Raw genomic sequence first — 16,761 nt, 5'->3', positions numbered from 1 at the left:
GCATGAGCACACTGATCAACAAAGTACTGTTTACCCGCGCTGGCTACGGCCTGACCGTTCTGCGAATTATCGTCGGCATCATCTTCGCTGCCCACGGCTCGCAGAAACTGTTCGGGGCATTCGGTGGCTACGGTCTGGCCGGCACCGCGCAGTACATGGAAAGCATCGGCTTGACGCCAGGCTACCTGATGGCGACGCTGGCAGGTGGTACCGAGTTCTTCGCCGGGCTGGCGTTGATCATCGGCTTGCTGGTTCGGCCGGCCGCGCTGGGCCTGACCTTCCTTTCCCTGGTGGCGATCTTCTCGGTGCATATCAGCAACGGCTTGTTCATGGCCAACAACGGTTATGAGTTCGCTCTCGCACTGCTCGGTGGCAGCATCGCGGTACTGATCGAAGGCGCCGGCAAGCTCTCGGCAGACCGCGCCATCGCCGGCTGACCGCTTTGGCTCAAGGCAAAGGCCCGCACAATGAGCATTGTGCGGGCCTTTTTTTGTTACGCGTCATTCTTGACACTGTCCGGTCAGCTTCTCTAGGATGCTGCCCATGCGCCGATTTAAACAGCTACTTGCGGGGCGCCAGGTGACTCATTCAGTTGCCGATAGAAGCTTGAAACAGGCTTCGAAATACCGCTAAAGCGCTGGTTCGGTGTTGCCTCTCACCTGCCATGCAGACTTTTGAGGCAGAGACACGACACGATGAATGCACTAAACCCTGTAGTACGTCCCGCGCCGATCACGGCACACCTCACCCAGCGCAATCCAAAAATCCTGCTTGGCGGTAAGCATCAGCCGACGCTCCTGCGTTATCTCGATGGTTGGCCACGTCGTAACGGCGGTCCCGCTGCGTTCCTGATCCAGTTCGTCGACGACGGCGAATCCCTCGCCCGTTTTGCCAGCGACAGTTTTGATCTGGCGGTGATTCAATCGCCAAACCTCGAAGACGCCCCCGAAGTCATCAGGCAACTGACCCGTGTCGCCCGGCAAGGGCTGATTACCCGTCGCTGAATGCCGAGCGCTACGGCTTACGGATAGTCGATCGAAACGATGTACACACATTGTTCGCCGGTAGGCGTCTGGACTCGCACTTCGGCGTCCAGAGCCTTGCCGATCAAGGCGCGGGCCAGCGGTGAATCGATGCTGATCAGGCCCTGTTTCAAGTCCAGCTCATCCGGCCCGACGATGCGATAACGGGACTCTTTGCCGTCCTCGTCCTCGATGGTGACCCACGCACCGAAATAGACTTTGTTCGGGTCGCTGGGCTTTTCACTGACGACCTTGAGCGCTTCCAGGCGTTTAGTGAGAAACCGCACGCGACTGTCGATTTCCCGCAGCATCTTTTTGCCGTAGGTGTATTCGGCGTTTTCCGAGCGATCGCCCTGTGCCGCCGCTTCGCTGACAGATTGCGTGACTTGCGGCCTACGGACATGCCAAAGCTCATGAAACTCGGCACGCATCCGCGCTTCACCTTCGGGGGTGATCAGCGCGGTGCCGGCGGTGCGGGGAGGGCGGTAGCGGCTCATGGCGACTTCTTGTGATTAAGAGCGCTTGAGTTTATCAACCCTCGCGCAAAACTGTCAGCGGGCTGGCATTCAAGGCGCGGCGAGTGCCGAATACACCGGCGCCGCCGATCAGCACAGCACCGATCAATGGCAACACCAGCAGCCACGGATGCGGATGCCAGGGCAGGTCGAACGCATATCGGTAAAGCACCAGGCTCACGACTTCCGAGCCCAGCGCTGCCAGCAAGCCGCTGACTGCGCCCAGCAAACCGAACTCGATTCGCCGCGCCTTGACCAGCAATTGCCGCTCTGCACCCAGCGCCCGCAATAAAGCGCCCTGACGAATGCGCTCGTCCAGTGTCGCTTGCAGGCCGGAAAACAACACCGCCATCCCCGCTGCCAGCACGAATAACAGCACGTACTCCACCGCCAGGGTGACCTGGGCGAGGATACTGCGCAGCTGCGCCAACAGCGCCTCGACTTGCAAAATGGTCACCGCCGGAAAAGCCCGGGACAGATCGACGATCTGCTGGTCATGACCCGATGCGAGGTAGAAGCTGGTCAGGTAAGTTGCCGGCAGGTCCTTCAAGGTCCCGGGCTGGAAGATCATGAAGAAGTTCGGCTGGAAGTTATCCCAGTTGATCTCCCGCAGACTGGTGACTTTGGCCTCGCGATTGACCCCGCCGACGGTGAAGGTCAGATGGTCGCCGAGCTTGAGCTTCAGGCTCTCGGCGACCTTGCCTTCCACCGAGACGCCGGGAATGTCATCCGGCGCCTGCTCGGGCCACCAGTTGCCGGCAGTGAGTTTGTTGCCCGCTGGCAAGTCCGCCGCCCAGGTCAGGCTCAAGTCCCGCTGGATCGCCCGGTCACCTGCGGACTCCTTGGTGACGATCTGCTGCACTGGCTCGCCGTTGATGCTGATCAGGCGTCCCGGTACCACCGGATACAGCGGCGCCGATTGCGCCGACAACTCCATCAGGCGATCGGCGAAGGCCTGTTTATCCCCCGGCAGAATGTTCAGCGCAAAGTAGTTCGGTGCATTTTTCGGCAACTGGTTCTGCCAGGTATCGAGCAATTCACCGCGCAGCAGCGCAATCAACGCCATCGACAGCAGGATCAGGCCGAATGCCAGTGATTGTCCCGCCGCCGCCAGAGGATGGCGCAACAATTGACCCAGCCCCAGCCGCCACGGCAAAGACGCACGGGCCAGCATTCGCCGCAGACTTTTCAGCAGCAGCAACAACAAGCCACCCAGCACCAGCGCCGCAACGACGCCACCACCGAGCAGGGCGAAGGTCAGCAGAAGGTCCAGGCTCAGGCGCCACATGATCAGGCCGAGGGCGCCCAATGCAGCGCCGTAGACCATCCAGGAACTCGACGGGATCGGCAGCATGTCCCGCCGCAACACCCGCAGCGGTGGTACCCGACCCAGTGCAGCCAGTGGCGGCAAGGCAAACCCGGCCAGTGCAACCAAACCTGTGCCGATTCCGGCGAAGGCCGGAAACAGGCCGCCGGGCGGCACATCGGTCGGCAACAAGTCGTGCAGCAGGGCGAACAGGCCCAGTTGCGCAAGCCAGCCGATGACCGCGCCGGTGATGCTGGCGAGCAGGCCGAGGACGGCCAGTTGCAGACTGAACAGCACCAGGGTTTCCCGGCGGGACAAACCAAGGCAGCGCAACAGCGCACTGGCATCGAAGCGGCGAGTGGCAAAGCGCGTTGCCGACAGCGCCACGGCGACACCGGCCAGCAGCACCGCGACCAGACTGGCCATGTTCAAATAACGCTCGGCCTTGCCCAGTGCGCCGCCAATCTGCCGGTTGCCATCGCGCGCATCCTGGATGCGCTGATTGGCGGCCAGGCCGGGTTTGATCAATTGACGATAGAGCTCCAGCGTCTCGGCGTTCCCGCGCCAGAGCTCGCGGTAACTGACCCGGCTGCCGGGTTGCACGACGCCGGTGGCGGCAAGGTCGTTGAGATTGATCAGGACACGCGGCGTCAAACTGTAGAAGTTGCCCGCACGGTCCGGTTCGTAGGTCAACACGCGCGCCAGTGTCAGGGTTTTCATGCCCACATCGATGCTGTCGCCGATCTTCAGGTTCAGCGCTGTCAGCAATCGGGCTTCGACCCAGGCTTCGCCGGGTTTCGGTCTCCCTCCGGGTGCTTCCGGGGCGAAAGGGGCGGGGGCGCTTTTCAGTTCGCCGCGCAGTGGATAGAGATCGTCGGCAGCCTTGATGCTGGACAGTTGAATGCCGTTGTCGGTGGCGATGACGCTGGAAAACTCCACCACTTGCGCATGTTGCAGACCCAGCTCGGTGCCGCTTCTGATTTGTTCCGGGCGCGCTTCGGAGCTGCCTTCCAGCACCAGATCGGCCCCGAGGAATTCGGTGGCGCGCAGCATCATGGCACCGTTCAGGCGAGCGCCGAAATAACCGATGGCGGTACTGGCGGCCACGGCCACCAACAGCGCGAAAAACAATACCCGCAATTCACCGGCGCGAGCGTCGCGCAGCAGTTGGCGGATGGCGAGGCTGAACAGGCGCAACAGCGGCAGACGTGCCATCAAGGCTCCAGAGGGGCGACCAGCAGGCCGGCTTCAAGACGGATCAGGCGCCGGCAGCGATGTGCCAGGCGTTCATCGTGGGTCACCAGCACCAGCGTCGTGCCGCGTTCCTTGTTGAGTTCGAACAACAGATCGCTGATGCGCTCACCGGTGTGGCTGTCGAGATTGCCGGTTGGCTCGTCGGCGAAGAGCACGTCGGGCTCGGCGGCAAACGCCCGGGCAATCGCCACGCGCTGCTGTTCGCCGCCGGAGAGCTGGCGGGGCGAGTGGGTCAGGCGTTGGCCCAGGCCGACCCGTTGCAGCAGCTCGGTGGCGCGGCCACGGGCGTCCTTGCGACCATCGAGTTCCAGCGGCAGCATGACGTTTTCCAGGGCATTGAGGCTGTCGAGCAACTGGAAGGACTGAAAAACAAAACCGACATGCTCGGCGCGAATTCGTGCGCGCTGGTCTTCATCCAGATTGCTCAGGCCTTGGCCGGCGAGTGTGACTTCGCCGCTGCTCGGCAGGTCGAGACCGGCGAGCAGGCCCAGAAGGGTGGATTTGCCGGAACCGGACGCGCCAACGATGGCCAGGCTGTCGCCCTTGTTCAGTTCCAGGCTGAGTTCGTGCAGGATAGTCAGTTCACCTTCCGCGCTGGGAACCACTTTGCTGAGGTTCTTCGCGGTGAGTATGCTTGCGCCCATGGAGAATCCGATGCGTGTGTGGTTTTTGAGTGCTGGCCTGGCCTTGATGTGCATGGCCCAGAACGCAGCGGCGGGTACTGTCCTGATCGTTGGCGATAGTATCAGCGCCGGTTTCGGGCTGGATACCCGGCTGGGGTGGGTGTCGTTGCTTGAGCAGCGGCTCAAGCGCGAAGGTTTTGACGATAAAGTGGTCAATGCGTCCATCAGCGGCGACACCAGTGCCGGTGGCCAGGCGCGGCTGCCGGCGCTGCTTGCAGAGCATAAGCCGGAGTTGGTGATCCTCGAATTGGGCGGCAATGACGGACTGCGTGGACTGCTCCCAACACAATTGCAACAAAATCTTGCTTCGATGATCGACAGCTCCCGCGCCAGCGGTGCCAAGGTGCTGCTGCTCGGCATGCAATTGCCACCCAATTATGGCGCGCGTTACACCAAGGCTTTTGCTGATGTCTACAGCAACCTGGCCGACGAGAAGAAAATCCCGCTGGTGCCGTTTTTTCTCGAAGGCGTGGGCGGTCATCCCGACCTGATGCAGGCCGATGGCATACACCCGGCGGCCGGGGCTCAGGACAAGTTGCTGGAAAATGTCTGGCCTACCCTAAAACCGCTGTTATGACACTTTTCTAGCGGCAGGCTTTCGGCTAAGGTGGCGCCCCCGATTTGGAGCCCCCGATGCCGCGTCCTGCCTGGTCACTATTTGCCTATCAACTGATCGAGCCTGACGAACAGCTGGACCTGTTCGCCTGCCAGGAAGTACGGGTACATCTTGTGACGCGGCAACTGGAGTTGGGCGGCTCGGCGGACCGGACCTTGTGCGGCAGCCTGTTGCCGGCGCAGCCGCGTTGGTCGAGTGTTGATCGTCGGGTGTTCCAGGATCAGCGCCTGTGTTCGCTGTGCCGCGCCATTCTCGAATCGCAAAAACGCGGGACGTCGCCGATCTGGCCTGAGTTGCGGTTTGAGCTTTGATCTGACATCGCGTCTTGACGGTGTACATATCCATTTCTGCAATCCCTGTGGGAGCTGGTTTGCCAGGGATGACGGCCTGCCAGTCGACCCAAGCCAAAACCACCTTGCATCGCCTGTAACCAGGGCAACCTCCCCGAAATAACAGACAGCGGTGTACAATCGCGTTCTTATACCCTCTGTTGATCATGCGAAGGATTTTCCGGATGTTGCCGCGCTTTCCTGCCGTCACCCGCTGCCTGACACTTGCCGCTCTCTGTGTAGCTGGCCCCGTCGCAGCATTGGAGCTGCCACTACCACCGCCTGGGGAAGACATCGTCGGCCAGGTGCAAGTGATCAAGGCCAAATACGAAGATACCTTCGCCGACCTTGGCACCACCTACGACCTGGGCTACACGGAAATGGTCGCCGCCAACCCGGGCGTGGACCCATGGCTGCCGGGCGCCGGCACCGAAATCGTGCTGCCGACCCGCTTCATTCTGCCGCCGGGGCCGCGTGAAGGCATCGTCATCAACCTCGCCGAGTACCGCCTCTACTACTTCCCGAAAGGCCGGAACGTGGTCTACACCTTCCCGCTGGGAATCGGTCGTGAAGGCTGGGGCTCGCCGATTGCCCACACCAGCATCATCGCCAAGACGCCAAACCCGACCTGGACGCCTCCAGCATCGATCAAGGCCGAGCACGCCGCCGACGGCGACCCGTTGCCGAATGTGGTGCCGGCCGGCCCGGACAACCCGCTGGGGCCGTTCAAGTTCACCCTGGGCACTCCGGGCTACCTGATCCACGGTTCGAACAAGAAATTCGGCATCGGCATGCGCACCAGCCACGGCTGCTTCCGCATGTTCAACAACAACGTGCTGGAAATGGCCGGCATGGTGCCAGTCGGGACGTCGGTGCGGATCATCAACGACTCCTACAAGTTCGGCGTGAGTGGCGGCAAGGTTTACCTGGAAGCGCACACACCACTGGACGACAAGGGCAATCCGTCGGTGGTCGACAAGCACACGGCTGTGATCAATGCGATGCTCAAGCGTGAAGACATCACCAATAATCTGCGCATGAATTGGGATGTGGTACGTGATGTAGTGGCAGCCGAAGATGGTCTGCCGGTGGAAATCGGCGTACCGAGCACGGCCGCTCCGATGGTATCGAGCGCACCCCTCGACCCGCTGCAGTAATGCTTGAAAGGAGCCCGTCGATGTTGCTCGCATCGACGGGTTTTTTTATGCCTGCATCAAAAGCCGGGCAATAAAAAAGCCGACCCAAAAATGGGTCGGCTTGATAACAATCCCGAAGGACTATTACTTGCGGCTAGCTTTTTCCAGCATGCGCAGAGCACGCTCGTTAGCTTCGTCAGCAGTCTGTTGTGCTTTTTGAGCAGCAGCCAGAGCTTCATCAGCTTTACGGTAAGCTTCGTCTGCACGAGCCTGGGAGCGAGCAGCTGCGTCTTCAGTAGCGGTCAGACGTGCTTCGGTTTCTTTCGATGCGCTGCTGCAACCGGTAGCCAGAACTGCGGCCAGAGCCAGAGCAGAGAATTTCAGAACGTTGTTCATCGTGTTCCCCTTCAAGGACTTTCTATTAAGTGGCTGTCTCCTCCGATTGAGGAAATAGCCGGCGTACATACTACCCATTACTTGTAGTAAGTAAACTGACGTAGCGCAAGAAGCAAAAAAAATTGTAGGCGTTGATTCTTTTTCGAGCAACTTTTAACTGCACTGTATAAAAAATATCCAGCTAGAAGGCCCGAGCTGAGCGAGCCGGCGAAGAAAAGTTCCCGAGGTTCGAGGCTCTTTTTCCAGTCTTGGCTAAAGTCTGGCTAGATGGACTGTCTACACTTTTGTTCGAATTCTGCGTGGCGCCTCTCAATATCTTTCTCCTTATTCAGGTGACTTTAACAACGGGCGCTCGTCTTAAGTCTCAATATCCGGCAATGTTCAGGCTTGCGACCTTGGTGATCTTCGGTCGAGCCCGTCCTGCGTGACCCGGAGCGGCACCTGCCAACCTGCATGATGACGAGCGTACCTTGAGCATTTCTGCCAATGGTGCCTACTATTTGTACGTGCTCGGTTGCGCGAGATCGGTGTAGCTCTTCTCGGTGTCCATTCAGGCACGGGGTGGCGTAGATGTTCCTTCGCCGGAAAAACATCGGTAAGGTAGGGGTCGGAATCCAAGACCCGCGAGGAGTAGTGATGAGCGAGGCGTTGTCCATCCACCATGACCAGGCTGGTCATCAGTTCGAGACCAATGTGGACGGTCATCGTGCCTACCTGACTTATATGGATCTGGGGAAACAGACCCTGGATATCTATCGCACGTTCGTGCCTAACGCACTGCGTGGTCGGGGTATTGCAGCGGCACTGACCGAGCAGGCGTTGCAGTACGCCGAAGAGATGGGCTACACGGTTATCCCGTCGTGTTCCTACGTCGAACGCTACATGGAGCGTCACCAGCGGCATGCGGCCAAGCTGAGCCAGTGACCTTCAACAAAACGAATGCATAAAAAAACGCCGGGTTCAGCCCGGCGTTTTTTTGTCTGCCGCAAATGGCGATCAGGTGCGTTTGCGTTTCGGCAGCACGTCCTTGAGCTTGGCATGCATGCTGCGCAAGGTGTTTTCGGTCGCTGTCCAGTCGATGCAGGCATCGGTGATCGACACACCGTATTGCAGGTCGGCGAGGTCTTTCGGGATAGCCTGGCAACCCCAGTTCAGGTGGCTTTCGACCATCAGGCCGATGATCGACTGGTTGCCTTCGAGGATCTGGTTGGCGACGTTCTCCATCACCAGCGGTTGCAGGGCCGGGTCCTTGTTGGAGTTGGCGTGGCTGCAATCGACCATGATGTTCGGCTTGATCTTCGCTTTGTTCAGCGCTTGCTCGCACAGGGCGACGCTGACCGAGTCGTAGTTAGGCTTGCCGTTGCCGCCGCGCAGCACGACGTGACCGTAGGCGTTGCCCTTGGTGGTCACGATCGACACGCCACCTTCCTGGTTGATCCCCAGGAAGCGGTGCGGGCTGGAAACCGATTGCAGGGCGTTGATCGCCACGGTCAGGCCGCCATCGGTGCCGTTCTTGAAGCCGACAGCCGAGGACAGGCCGGAGGCCATTTCACGGTGAGTCTGCGATTCGGTGGTGCGCGCGCCGATGGCCGACCAGCTGATCAGGTCCTGCAGATACTGCGGGGAGATCGGATCGAGGGCTTCGGTGGCGGTTGGCAGGCCCATTTCGGCCAGGTCCAGCAGCAGTTGACGACCGATGTGCAGCCCGTCCTGGATCTTGAACGAGTCGTCCAGGTACGGATCGTTGATCAAGCCTTTCCAGCCGACGGTGGTGCGTGGCTTCTCGAAATACACACGCATGACCAGATACAGGGTATCGGACACTTCTGCGGCGAGAACCTTCAGGCGCTCGGCGTATTCGTGGGCTGCCTTGATGTCGTGGATCGAGCAAGGCCCGATGACGACGAACAGGCGATGGTCGGTGCCATCGAGAATATTGCGAATGACTTCGCGGCCCTTGGTCACGGTGCGCAACGCAGCGTCGCTCAGGGGAATATCGCGCTTGAGCTGATCGGGGGTGATCAGTGTCTCGTTGGAGGCGACGTTTAGGTCGTTGATCGGTAAATCAGCCATCGTTTACTCGTCAGGTCACGGGTGCCGGCCGCCAGCGAACCCGCGCGGCGGAGCACAGCAAATTAAGCGCGTCGGGGAGCCGAACCTTAGCGCGTTACACCGTGGCTAGACAATGGGCTGGCAGCGCTTTAATCCAGTACAGGCTGTGCAAATGCCTTGCGAACCGTTTCGTGAGAGAACTCGTCGGCGTGTTCCTGGACCCACTCGAGCGCCAGTGCCTGAACTTCCTGCAGGTCATTGTGGGGATCGTGCTGGCGGCAATAACGCTCGATCTGGCACACCTGCTCACCCATTCGGGCACTGAACAGCGTCTGTTCGTCGACGAAGGCAATGCCAACCAGATAGCCATGTTTTCGTCGCAGGCACCAGGCTACATAGCCCGGAAAACGCAGGTCGGGATTGAGCGTCGGCATGCGCACTTCGAGCGCCGTGCCGTGGCGCCACGCGCGGTGATAATTGCATGCCATGCCCCCGAGGCTGATAGTGTGCAGCTGTCGTCGCGAAATACACTCGGGTTTGAGCAACGTTAATTCCACGGGTACATCGTCAGGATGAGGAATGAATCGTCCCATGAACACGGACTCCATGTGTCGGCCATCTGACATTGTTTCTCCCAGTATAGTGGTCGAATCGGAACTGACCGATTTCGACGCCGACCAACGGCTGCTGACGATGAACGGTGTGTCGCTGGTGATTTTCACCAGTGTCGGCTGTTCCAGTTGCCGTTTCGCCCGCGAGCAATTGCCGTCACTCGATCTGGCAGTCGATCGCCTGTGCTGGATCGATGCCGGGAACAATGGCGGGGTGGTCGAGCGATATCAGGTTTTTCATTTGCCGGCGCTGTTCGTGGTACGCGACGGTGAATTCTTCGGAGCATTGCATTCGCGCCTGACCGGCACCGAACTCAATCGGGCGATACGTCAGGCGCTGAGTCGAACAGCAGAGGAGTTGCCATGATAGGGACAGTTGCGAAACCGACCATCGGTATGATCGGAACCGGTGCAATCGGTGGTTTCTACGGGGTGATGCTGGCGCGAGCCGGTTTCGATGTGCATTTTCTGCTGCGCAGCGAGTTTTGCGCAGTGGCCGAACGCGGGTTGCTAGTGAACCATGCAGCCCAGGGTGCGCTGACATTGAATCCGGTCAAGGCCTATTCGAGCGCAGAAGACATGCCACCGTGCGACTGGTTGCTGGTGGGCGCCAAGACCACCAGCAACGCGGATCTGGCACCGGCGATCCTGCAAGCCGCCGCACCGAATGCAAAGGTCCTGTTGTTGCAGAATGGCCTGGATGTCGAAGACAGCCTGCGCGAACTGCTTCCCGGCTCGCTGCATCTGCTGGGCGGGCTTTGCTATATCTGCGTTCATCGGGAAGGGCCGGGCGTCATTACCCATCAGGCGCTCGGTGCCGTGCATGTCGGCTACCACAGCGGCCCCACCGATGAATCGGCGCGGATTGCGATCGTCGAAGAAGGTGTCGGCTTGTTCCAGGCCGCGGGCATCGACTCTCAGGCCATGGCGAACCTGCATCAGGCACGTTGGCAAAAACTGGTCTGGAATATCCCTTACAACGGTCTGTCGGTGTTGCTCGGGGCCAGCACCACACCCTTGATGGCCGATGCCGACAGCCGGGAAATGATCAAGGCGCTGATGGCCGAGGTGGTGCAGGGCGCAATCGCCTGTGGTCACGAGGTGCCAGCGGGTTACGCCGAGCACCTGTTCCTGATGACCGAGAAAATGCCTGACTACTGGCCGAGCATGTATCACGATTTTCTGCACAAGCGACCGCTGGAGCTACAGGCTATCTATGCCCGGCCACTGGCCGCGGCCAAAGCGGCGGGATGTGAACTGCCACGAATCGAGGCGTTGTATCGCAGCTTGAGTTTTATCGATCGACGTAATGCTTGAGTTGATCAAGGCAATGGGGGAAGGGGATGCCAAACGTAATTGACGACAAACTGGTGCTGGCGATTTCTTCGCGCGCATTGTTCGACCTGAGTGACAGCCACAAGGTCTACCTGTCGAGCGGCGTCGAAGCTTACCGGCAATATCAGATCGAACACGAAGACGAAATCCTCGAGCCCGGTGACGCGTTTCCCTTGGTGCAAAAACTCCTGAATCTCAACGCCAGCCTTGGACGTGCCCGGGTCGAGGTGGTCCTGGTGTCGCGCAACAGCGCCGATACCGGTCTGCGGGTATTCAATTCGATTCATCACTACGGGCTGGCGATCTCCCGCGCGGCATTCGTTGGCGGGCGCAGTCCTTATCCATACCTCAAGGCATTTGGCTGCGATCTGTTTCTTTCGACTCACGCCGAAGACGTGCGCAGTGCGCTGGACGCGGGTTTCGCCGCGGCAACCATTTTGTCCGGCGGTGCCAGCCGCGCGGCCAGCGACGAACTGCGCATCGCGTTTGACGGCGATGCGGTGCTGTTTTCCGATGAGTCGGAGCGCGTTTACCAGGCCGGTGGTCTGGAGGCATTTCAGGCCAGTGAACGCGAAGCGGCGCGCCAGCCTTTGCGCGGCGGGCCGTTCAAGGGCTTCCTCGCCGCTCTCAATTTGTTGCAGCGCGAGTTCCCGGATGGCGAATGCCCCATCCGCACGGCGCTGGTGACCGCACGTTCGGCGCCGGCCCATGAACGAGTGATTCGCACATTGCGCGAGTGGGATATTCGTCTGGACGAGTCGCTGTTCCTCGGTGGCCTGACCAAGTCGGCATTCCTCGAAGCCTTTGCCGCGGATGTGTTTTTCGATGATCAGGCCGGTCACTGCGAGCTGGCCCGTGAAGTCGTCGCCACCGGTCATGTGCCACATGGCATAAGCAACGAGCAAAAGATTTAAGCCTGCCGTTCAACGCGTTACACCGGACGTCGTACTCGCCAAGGCGCTGCTAAGCTGAATCAATCTCCGCCATGTTGGCATTCGAGGAGGTCATATGATCCGTTCGATGCTGTATGCCACTGACCTCGGCCTGTACGCCCCCGTGGTGATGCAACACGCCCTGGAATTGGCTCGGACATTCGATGCCGACTTGTACGTAGTGCACGCGGTGGAACCCATGGGCCTGTTTGCCGAATCGGTGCTTCAGAGCTACCTCGACGAGCAAGCGTTGAACGAGTTTCACAGCCAGGGCTTGAACACGGTCATCGCCAGCATCGAGCAGCGGGTGCTGGATAGCTTTCGTGAGGAGTTGGGCGGCGAGGGTGAGTTGGACCTGAAAAGAATCCAGGCAGTACGGGTGCTGCAGGGCGATCCGTCGCAGGTGATTCTCGACCAGGCGCAGAAACTCTCTGTGGATTTGCTGATCGTAGGTAGTCACAGCCACGGGGCTGGTGCGGAAACGCCATTGGGCCGCACCGCGGCGCGGGTGTTGCAGTTGGCCAAAGTGCCGGTTTATCTGGTGCCGCTGGTGCAACGCCGTCGCCAAGGGGATCGCTAGGCTGCGAATAGCAGGACTTTGATAAAAAAGTTCTAGATTTATTCTTCAAACCATTAATATAGTTATATACCGTCGCTGATGCCCGTGGCGTCTACCTGCTTTGAGGGATTGATATGAAGCTTCAACAACTGCGCTACATCTGGGAAGTGGCGCACCACGACCTCAACGTTTCCGCTACAGCCCAAAGCCTTTACACCTCGCAACCGGGCATCAGCAAACAGATCCGCCTGCTGGAAGACGAATTGGGCGTCGAAGTGTTCGCCCGCAGTGGCAAGCACCTGACCCGCGTCACCCCGGCGGGTGAGCGAATCATCACCACCGCTGGCGAAATCCTGCGCAAGGTTGAAAGCATCAAGCAGATCGCCCAGGAATTCTCCAACGAGAAAAAAGGCACCCTGTCGATCGCCACCACCCACACCCAGGCGCGTTATGCGTTGCCGCCGGTGATCAGCAATTTCATCAAGCAATACCCGGACGTTGCCCTGCACATGCACCAGGGTTCGCCGATGCAGATCGCCGAAATGGCCGCTGATGGCACCGTGGATTTCGCCATCGCCACCGAAGCGCTCGAGCTGTTCGGTGATTTGGTCATGATGCCGTGCTACCGCTGGAACCGCTGCGTGGTCGTGCCTCAGGGCCACCCACTGACCAAGCTGTCGAAACTGACCCTCGAAGCCCTCGCTGAATACCCGATCGTGACTTACGTGTTCGGTTTCACTGGCCGTTCGAAGCTCGACGAAGCCTTCAGCCATCGCGGCCTGACGCCGAAAGTGGTGTTCACCGCTGCCGACGCCGACGTGATCAAGACCTACGTTCGCCTGGGCCTGGGTGTGGGTATCGTGGCGAAAATGGCCGTCGACACCAAACTCGACAGCGACCTGGTGGTGCTCGATGCCAGCGAATTGTTCGAATCCAGCATCACCAAGATCGGCTTCCGTCGCGGCACCTTCCTGCGTGGTTTCATGTGCGACTTCATCGAGAAGTTCGCCCCGCACCTGACCCGCGAAGTCATGGCCAAAGCCATCCAGTGCCACAACAAGCAAGAACTGGAAGAACTGTTCGACGGCGTCGAACTGCCGGTTCACTAAGCCTGTTTATACGACCTCGGTAACAGCGAACTGTTGCCGAGTGCCCGCCACCAGAATCTCCACTTCATCACCTTCGAACTTGCCCAGCAGGCTTTTGCCCAGCGGTGAGCGCGGGGTGATGACAGTAATCAACTGCCCCACCAGATCGACCTTCAGACCCGCCGCATCAGGCGCCAGAAACAGCCATTGCTCTCGACCTTTTTCGTCTTCCAGACCCAGCAGGGCGCCGACTTCAATGCCGCGTCGCTCGTCATACGCACGCAGCACCAGGTTTTGACACAACGCCAGTGACTGGCGAATTTCCTCCACACGCCTGGCCTGCCCGGCTGCCAGATATGACGCCTCGAGCCCCAACGTGTCGTATTTGTTCTCGGCGATGTTTTCTTCATGGGTCGCGGTTTCGTAAGCGGTCTGTGCGGCCCGTTCAGCGATGTCGAGATCGACTCGCAGCTTGTCGAGAATCAGTTGGTGGACAGTTTGTTTGTTCATGATCAATCGCAGAACTGCAGGACATTGGCGCGGCTTTTTTCGCTGGGTGCCGTCTGGTCCTGTTGCAGCCAGAACTGACATTTGGCGTTCGACAGATTGCGGTTGCTGCTGCGCGCCTGATCGAGTCGTTGCGCCTGTTCGTCCTTGCGCAGGTTCTGTTCATACTGCTCGAACAGCGGACTCTGTGGCGGGATATCCGGAACCTGTTGCACCACCGGCGGGTTGGCCAGTTGCTGCACCGCTTGGGCCACCGGGGCCAGTTGCTCGCTGAAAAACAGGCGAGAGGCGAGCCAGCAGGTCAGCGCGATGGCGAGAAAGCCCAGCCACAGACCGAGGGCGATACTGCCGGTCAATTGCACGGCATTGAGCTGGATCGGCAACGAGCGGCGCGGATTGGTACGGTAGGGCATGACTGCCTCCTGGCGGTGGGGCGCGGGCGAGTGCCGATTGTCGCACGAAGATTAATCGTCGTCGGCTCTTCTGCGCAGGGTAATTTATGAGGACAATCGCGGCTTTTGCCAACGGGAACCTGGAATGCCTGAAATGAAACCCCGCTGGGATATTTTTTGCACCGTGGTCGATAACTACGGCGACATCGGTGTGACCTGGCGCCTGGCTCGGCAGCTGGTGGCCGAGCATTCGCTGGCGGTGCGTTTATGGGTCGACGACCTGCGTGCCTTTGAGCGCATGTGCCCCGAGATCGATATCCATGTTGCGCAGCAGTGGCAGCAAGGTGTCGAGGTACGGCAGTGGCCCGCCGAGTGGCTGCCGACAGAAGCGGCGGATGTGGTGATAGCCGCATTCGCCTGCCAGTTGCCCGCTGCCTATATGGAAGCGATGGCCGAGCGCCAAAAAACACCGTTGTGGATGAACCTCGATTACCTGAGTGCCGAGGATTGGGTGGTCGGCTGTCACGGCCTGCCTTCGGTGAAGTACAAGCACGTACAGAAATTCTTCTTCTTTCCGGGATTCCAGAAAGGCACGGGCGGCTTGTTGCGTGAAAACGGATTGCTCGAACGACGTCGGCGGTTTCAGCAGGATCCCGAGGCTCGGCGCACCTTTCTGCAGGGCTTGGGTGTCGAGTGTGCAGCCGGTGCGCAGCTGATGTCGTTGTTCGCCTATGAAAATGCCGGGCTGGCCAGTTGGCTGGATGCGCTGGCCAGTGATTCGACGGCCACTCATCTGCTGGTGCCGGAAGGGCGGATCCTCGGCGATGTCGAACGCTGGCTGGGCGTGAATGATTTGCAGGCCGGCGCGTTGCACGTGCGTGAGGCCGTGACCGTGCAGGTGCTGCCGTTTGTCCGCCAGGATCAATATGACCTGTTGCTGTGGAGTTGTGATTTCAACGCCGTGCGTGGTGAAGATTCCTTCGTCCGCGCGCAATGGGCGGGTCGGCCTCTGCTCTGGCATATCTATCAGCAGGAAGAAGATGTCCACCTGGACAAGCTCGAAGCCTTTCTGTCGTTGTATGTGAAAGGGCTGTCGGAACCTGCGCGGGAGGCGATCAGCGGTCTTTGGCGGGCGTGGAACGCCGGCGAAAAAATGACCGACCACTGGCAATCCACTCGTAAACACTGGCCGGAGCTGGAAAAACACGCCGAGTCATGGTGTCTGGAACAAGCCTTGCAGGCCGATCTTGCCACGGCGCTGGTACAGTTTTATGGAAATTGGATATGATACGCGGCCTAGATTTTTGTAAATCCCATCCAAATTCGGATATTCGCAATGAAAACTGGTAAAGAACTGAAACCCGGTACCGTGATCCGTCTCGAAAACGATCCTTGGCTGGTTCAGAAAGCTGAATTCACCAAGTCGGGTCGTAACAGCGCGATCATGAAGACCAAGCTGAAAAACCTGCTGACCGGTTACAAGACCGAGATCGTTTACAGCGCTGACGACAAACTGGACGACGTGATCCTCGACCGCAAAGAAGCGACCCTGTCCTTCATCAGCGGCGACACCTACACGTTCATGGACACCACTGACTACACCATGTACGAGCTGAACGCTGAAGACATCGAAAGCGTTCTGCCGTTCATCGAAGAAGGCATGACCGACGTTTGCGAAGCCGTGTTCTTCGAAGGCCGTCTGGTTTCCGTAGAGCTGCCGACCACCATCGTGCGTCAGGTTGACTACACCGAAGGTTCCGCTCGCGGTGACACTTCCGGCAAGGTGATGAAGCCTGCCAAACTGAAGAACGGTACCGAGCTGTCGGTTGCTGACTTCATCGAAATCGGCGACATGATCGAGATCGATACCCGCGAAGGCGGTTCCTACAAAGGCCGTGCTAAATAAGCACTGCTTGAGGAATGAAAAAGCCCGACCATTGAGTCGGGCTTTTTTGTGTCCAGTGATTGGTACGCAACGCCAAACGTGTAGGAGCCGGCTTGCTGGCGATGGCGTCCTCAAGACCGCTA

General features: G+C 59.4%; 21 protein-coding genes. 13 read left to right on the top strand and 8 right to left on the bottom strand.

Going from position 1 to position 16,761, the window contains the following annotated elements; all coding sequences use genetic code 11:
* Nucleotides 1-2: 2 nt before the first annotated feature.
* Both D8U18_RS21870 and D8U18_RS21865 read left to right on the top strand, forming a co-directional pair.
* Nucleotides 3-437, top strand: a complete 435-nt coding sequence (locus D8U18_RS21870) for a DoxX family protein (RefSeq protein WP_056856413.1) — start codon at nucleotides 3-5, stop codon at nucleotides 435-437.
* A gap of 258 nt (nucleotides 438-695) precedes the next feature.
* Complete coding sequence (locus D8U18_RS21865) at nucleotides 696-1,004, top strand: hypothetical protein (RefSeq protein ID WP_056856412.1); 309 nt, start codon at nucleotides 696-698, stop codon at nucleotides 1,002-1,004.
* Between the two features lie 17 nt (nucleotides 1,005-1,021).
* On the opposite strand, the gene greB is transcribed toward D8U18_RS21865, so the two are convergent.
* From greB to D8U18_RS21850, 3 genes are read right to left on the bottom strand one after another with little or no spacing between them, the layout of a single operon-like run.
* A complete protein-coding gene (greB, locus tag D8U18_RS21860; RefSeq protein WP_056856411.1) occupies nucleotides 1,022-1,519 on the bottom strand; it encodes a transcription elongation factor GreB in 498 nt (165 codons plus the stop codon).
* 34 nt (nucleotides 1,520-1,553) lie between these two features.
* Nucleotides 1,554-4,058, bottom strand: coding sequence for an ABC transporter permease (locus D8U18_RS21855; protein ID WP_131108387.1), 2,505 nt, complete (start codon nucleotides 4,056-4,058; stop codon nucleotides 1,554-1,556).
* Nucleotides 4,058-4,741: an ABC transporter ATP-binding protein gene (locus D8U18_RS21850; protein WP_034150171.1), complete on the bottom strand. Its 684-nt coding sequence runs from the start codon at nucleotides 4,739-4,741 to the stop codon at nucleotides 4,058-4,060. The genes D8U18_RS21855 and D8U18_RS21850 overlap by 1 nt, the downstream gene beginning before the upstream one ends.
* 10 nt (nucleotides 4,742-4,751) lie before the next feature.
* Between D8U18_RS21850 and D8U18_RS21845 the strand changes: the two genes are divergently transcribed.
* From D8U18_RS21845 to D8U18_RS21835, 3 genes are all read left to right on the top strand, one after another.
* Complete coding sequence (locus D8U18_RS21845; RefSeq protein WP_056856409.1) at nucleotides 4,752-5,357, top strand: arylesterase; 606 nt, start codon at nucleotides 4,752-4,754, stop codon at nucleotides 5,355-5,357.
* A 56-nt stretch (nucleotides 5,358-5,413) separates the two neighbouring features.
* Nucleotides 5,414-5,707: a hypothetical protein gene (locus D8U18_RS21840; RefSeq protein ID WP_003226812.1), complete on the top strand. Its 294-nt coding sequence runs from the start codon at nucleotides 5,414-5,416 to the stop codon at nucleotides 5,705-5,707.
* Nucleotides 5,708-5,910: 203 nt separating this feature from the next.
* Entirely contained in the window at nucleotides 5,911-6,882 is a 972-nt protein-coding gene (locus D8U18_RS21835) for a L,D-transpeptidase family protein (RefSeq protein ID WP_056856408.1), read from the top strand.
* A gap of 123 nt (nucleotides 6,883-7,005) precedes the next feature.
* On the opposite strand, the gene oprI is transcribed toward D8U18_RS21835, so the two are convergent.
* Nucleotides 7,006-7,257 carry an outer membrane lipoprotei OprI gene (oprI, locus tag D8U18_RS21830; RefSeq protein ID WP_003183784.1) on the bottom strand — a complete coding sequence of 84 codons (252 nt, stop codon included), beginning with the start codon at nucleotides 7,255-7,257 and terminating at the stop codon, nucleotides 7,006-7,008.
* Nucleotides 7,258-7,893: 636 nt separating this feature from the next.
* Between oprI and D8U18_RS21825 the strand changes: the two genes are divergently transcribed.
* Nucleotides 7,894-8,181 (top strand): GNAT family N-acetyltransferase, encoded by a 288-nt coding sequence (locus D8U18_RS21825; RefSeq protein ID WP_020800382.1) that lies wholly within the window; start codon nucleotides 7,894-7,896, stop codon nucleotides 8,179-8,181.
* A 72-nt stretch (nucleotides 8,182-8,253) separates the two neighbouring features.
* Here D8U18_RS21825 and D8U18_RS21820 read toward each other — a convergent pair whose 3' ends face one another.
* A complete protein-coding gene (locus D8U18_RS21820) occupies nucleotides 8,254-9,330 on the bottom strand; it encodes a 3-deoxy-7-phosphoheptulonate synthase (RefSeq protein WP_056856407.1) in 1,077 nt (358 codons plus the stop codon).
* 128 nt (nucleotides 9,331-9,458) lie between these two features.
* Complete coding sequence (locus D8U18_RS21815; RefSeq protein WP_056856406.1) at nucleotides 9,459-9,902, bottom strand: PilZ domain-containing protein; 444 nt, start codon at nucleotides 9,900-9,902, stop codon at nucleotides 9,459-9,461.
* Between D8U18_RS21815 and D8U18_RS21810 the strand changes: the two genes are divergently transcribed.
* The 5 genes from D8U18_RS21810 (at nucleotide 9,901) to cysB (ending at nucleotide 13,855) form a co-directional block, all read left to right on the top strand.
* Entirely contained in the window at nucleotides 9,901-10,287 is a 387-nt protein-coding gene (locus D8U18_RS21810) for a thioredoxin family protein (protein ID WP_056856405.1), read from the top strand. The two genes, D8U18_RS21815 and D8U18_RS21810, sit on opposite strands and share 2 nt — an antisense overlap.
* Nucleotides 10,284-11,237 (top strand): putative 2-dehydropantoate 2-reductase, encoded by a 954-nt coding sequence (locus tag D8U18_RS21805; protein ID WP_131108386.1) that lies wholly within the window; start codon nucleotides 10,284-10,286, stop codon nucleotides 11,235-11,237. Before D8U18_RS21810 ends, D8U18_RS21805 begins: the two co-directional genes overlap by 4 nt.
* A gap of 26 nt (nucleotides 11,238-11,263) precedes the next feature.
* Nucleotides 11,264-12,169, top strand: a complete 906-nt coding sequence (locus D8U18_RS21800; protein ID WP_056856403.1) for a 5'-nucleotidase — start codon at nucleotides 11,264-11,266, stop codon at nucleotides 12,167-12,169.
* 94 nt (nucleotides 12,170-12,263) lie between these two features.
* Nucleotides 12,264-12,767, top strand: coding sequence for a universal stress protein (locus D8U18_RS21795; protein WP_056856402.1), 504 nt, complete (start codon nucleotides 12,264-12,266; stop codon nucleotides 12,765-12,767).
* 113 nt (nucleotides 12,768-12,880) lie between these two features.
* A complete protein-coding gene (gene cysB, locus D8U18_RS21790) occupies nucleotides 12,881-13,855 on the top strand; it encodes an HTH-type transcriptional regulator CysB (protein ID WP_007899921.1) in 975 nt (324 codons plus the stop codon).
* Nucleotides 13,856-13,861: 6 nt separating this feature from the next.
* Here the strand turns inward: cysB and D8U18_RS21785 are convergent, their stop codons facing one another.
* Both D8U18_RS21785 and D8U18_RS21780 read right to left on the bottom strand, forming a co-directional pair.
* Nucleotides 13,862-14,344: a GreA/GreB family elongation factor gene (locus D8U18_RS21785; protein ID WP_056856401.1), complete on the bottom strand. Its 483-nt coding sequence runs from the start codon at nucleotides 14,342-14,344 to the stop codon at nucleotides 13,862-13,864.
* Nucleotides 14,345-14,346: 2 nt separating this feature from the next.
* On the bottom strand, nucleotides 14,347-14,754 hold the full coding sequence (locus D8U18_RS21780; RefSeq protein ID WP_130932250.1) for a hypothetical protein: 408 nt from the start codon (nucleotides 14,752-14,754) through the stop codon (nucleotides 14,347-14,349).
* Between the two features lie 124 nt (nucleotides 14,755-14,878).
* Between D8U18_RS21780 and earP the strand changes: the two genes are divergently transcribed.
* Both earP and D8U18_RS21770 read left to right on the top strand, forming a co-directional pair.
* Nucleotides 14,879-16,021, top strand: coding sequence for an elongation factor P maturation arginine rhamnosyltransferase EarP (earP, locus tag D8U18_RS21775; protein WP_130932249.1), 1,143 nt, complete (start codon nucleotides 14,879-14,881; stop codon nucleotides 16,019-16,021).
* Nucleotides 16,022-16,069: 48 nt separating this feature from the next.
* Nucleotides 16,070-16,639, top strand: a complete 570-nt coding sequence (locus D8U18_RS21770; RefSeq protein ID WP_131108385.1) for an elongation factor P — start codon at nucleotides 16,070-16,072, stop codon at nucleotides 16,637-16,639.
* The last annotated feature ends 122 nt before the right edge of the window (nucleotides 16,640-16,761 follow it).

The sequence above is a fragment of the Pseudomonas sp. Sample_10 genome, assembly GCF_004321495.1.
In the GTDB taxonomy this organism is placed as follows: Bacteria; Pseudomonadota; Gammaproteobacteria; order Pseudomonadales; family Pseudomonadaceae; genus Aquipseudomonas.
The sequence above is the reverse complement of the archived record's forward strand: the minus strand, read 5'-3'. Positions and strand labels throughout refer to the sequence as shown.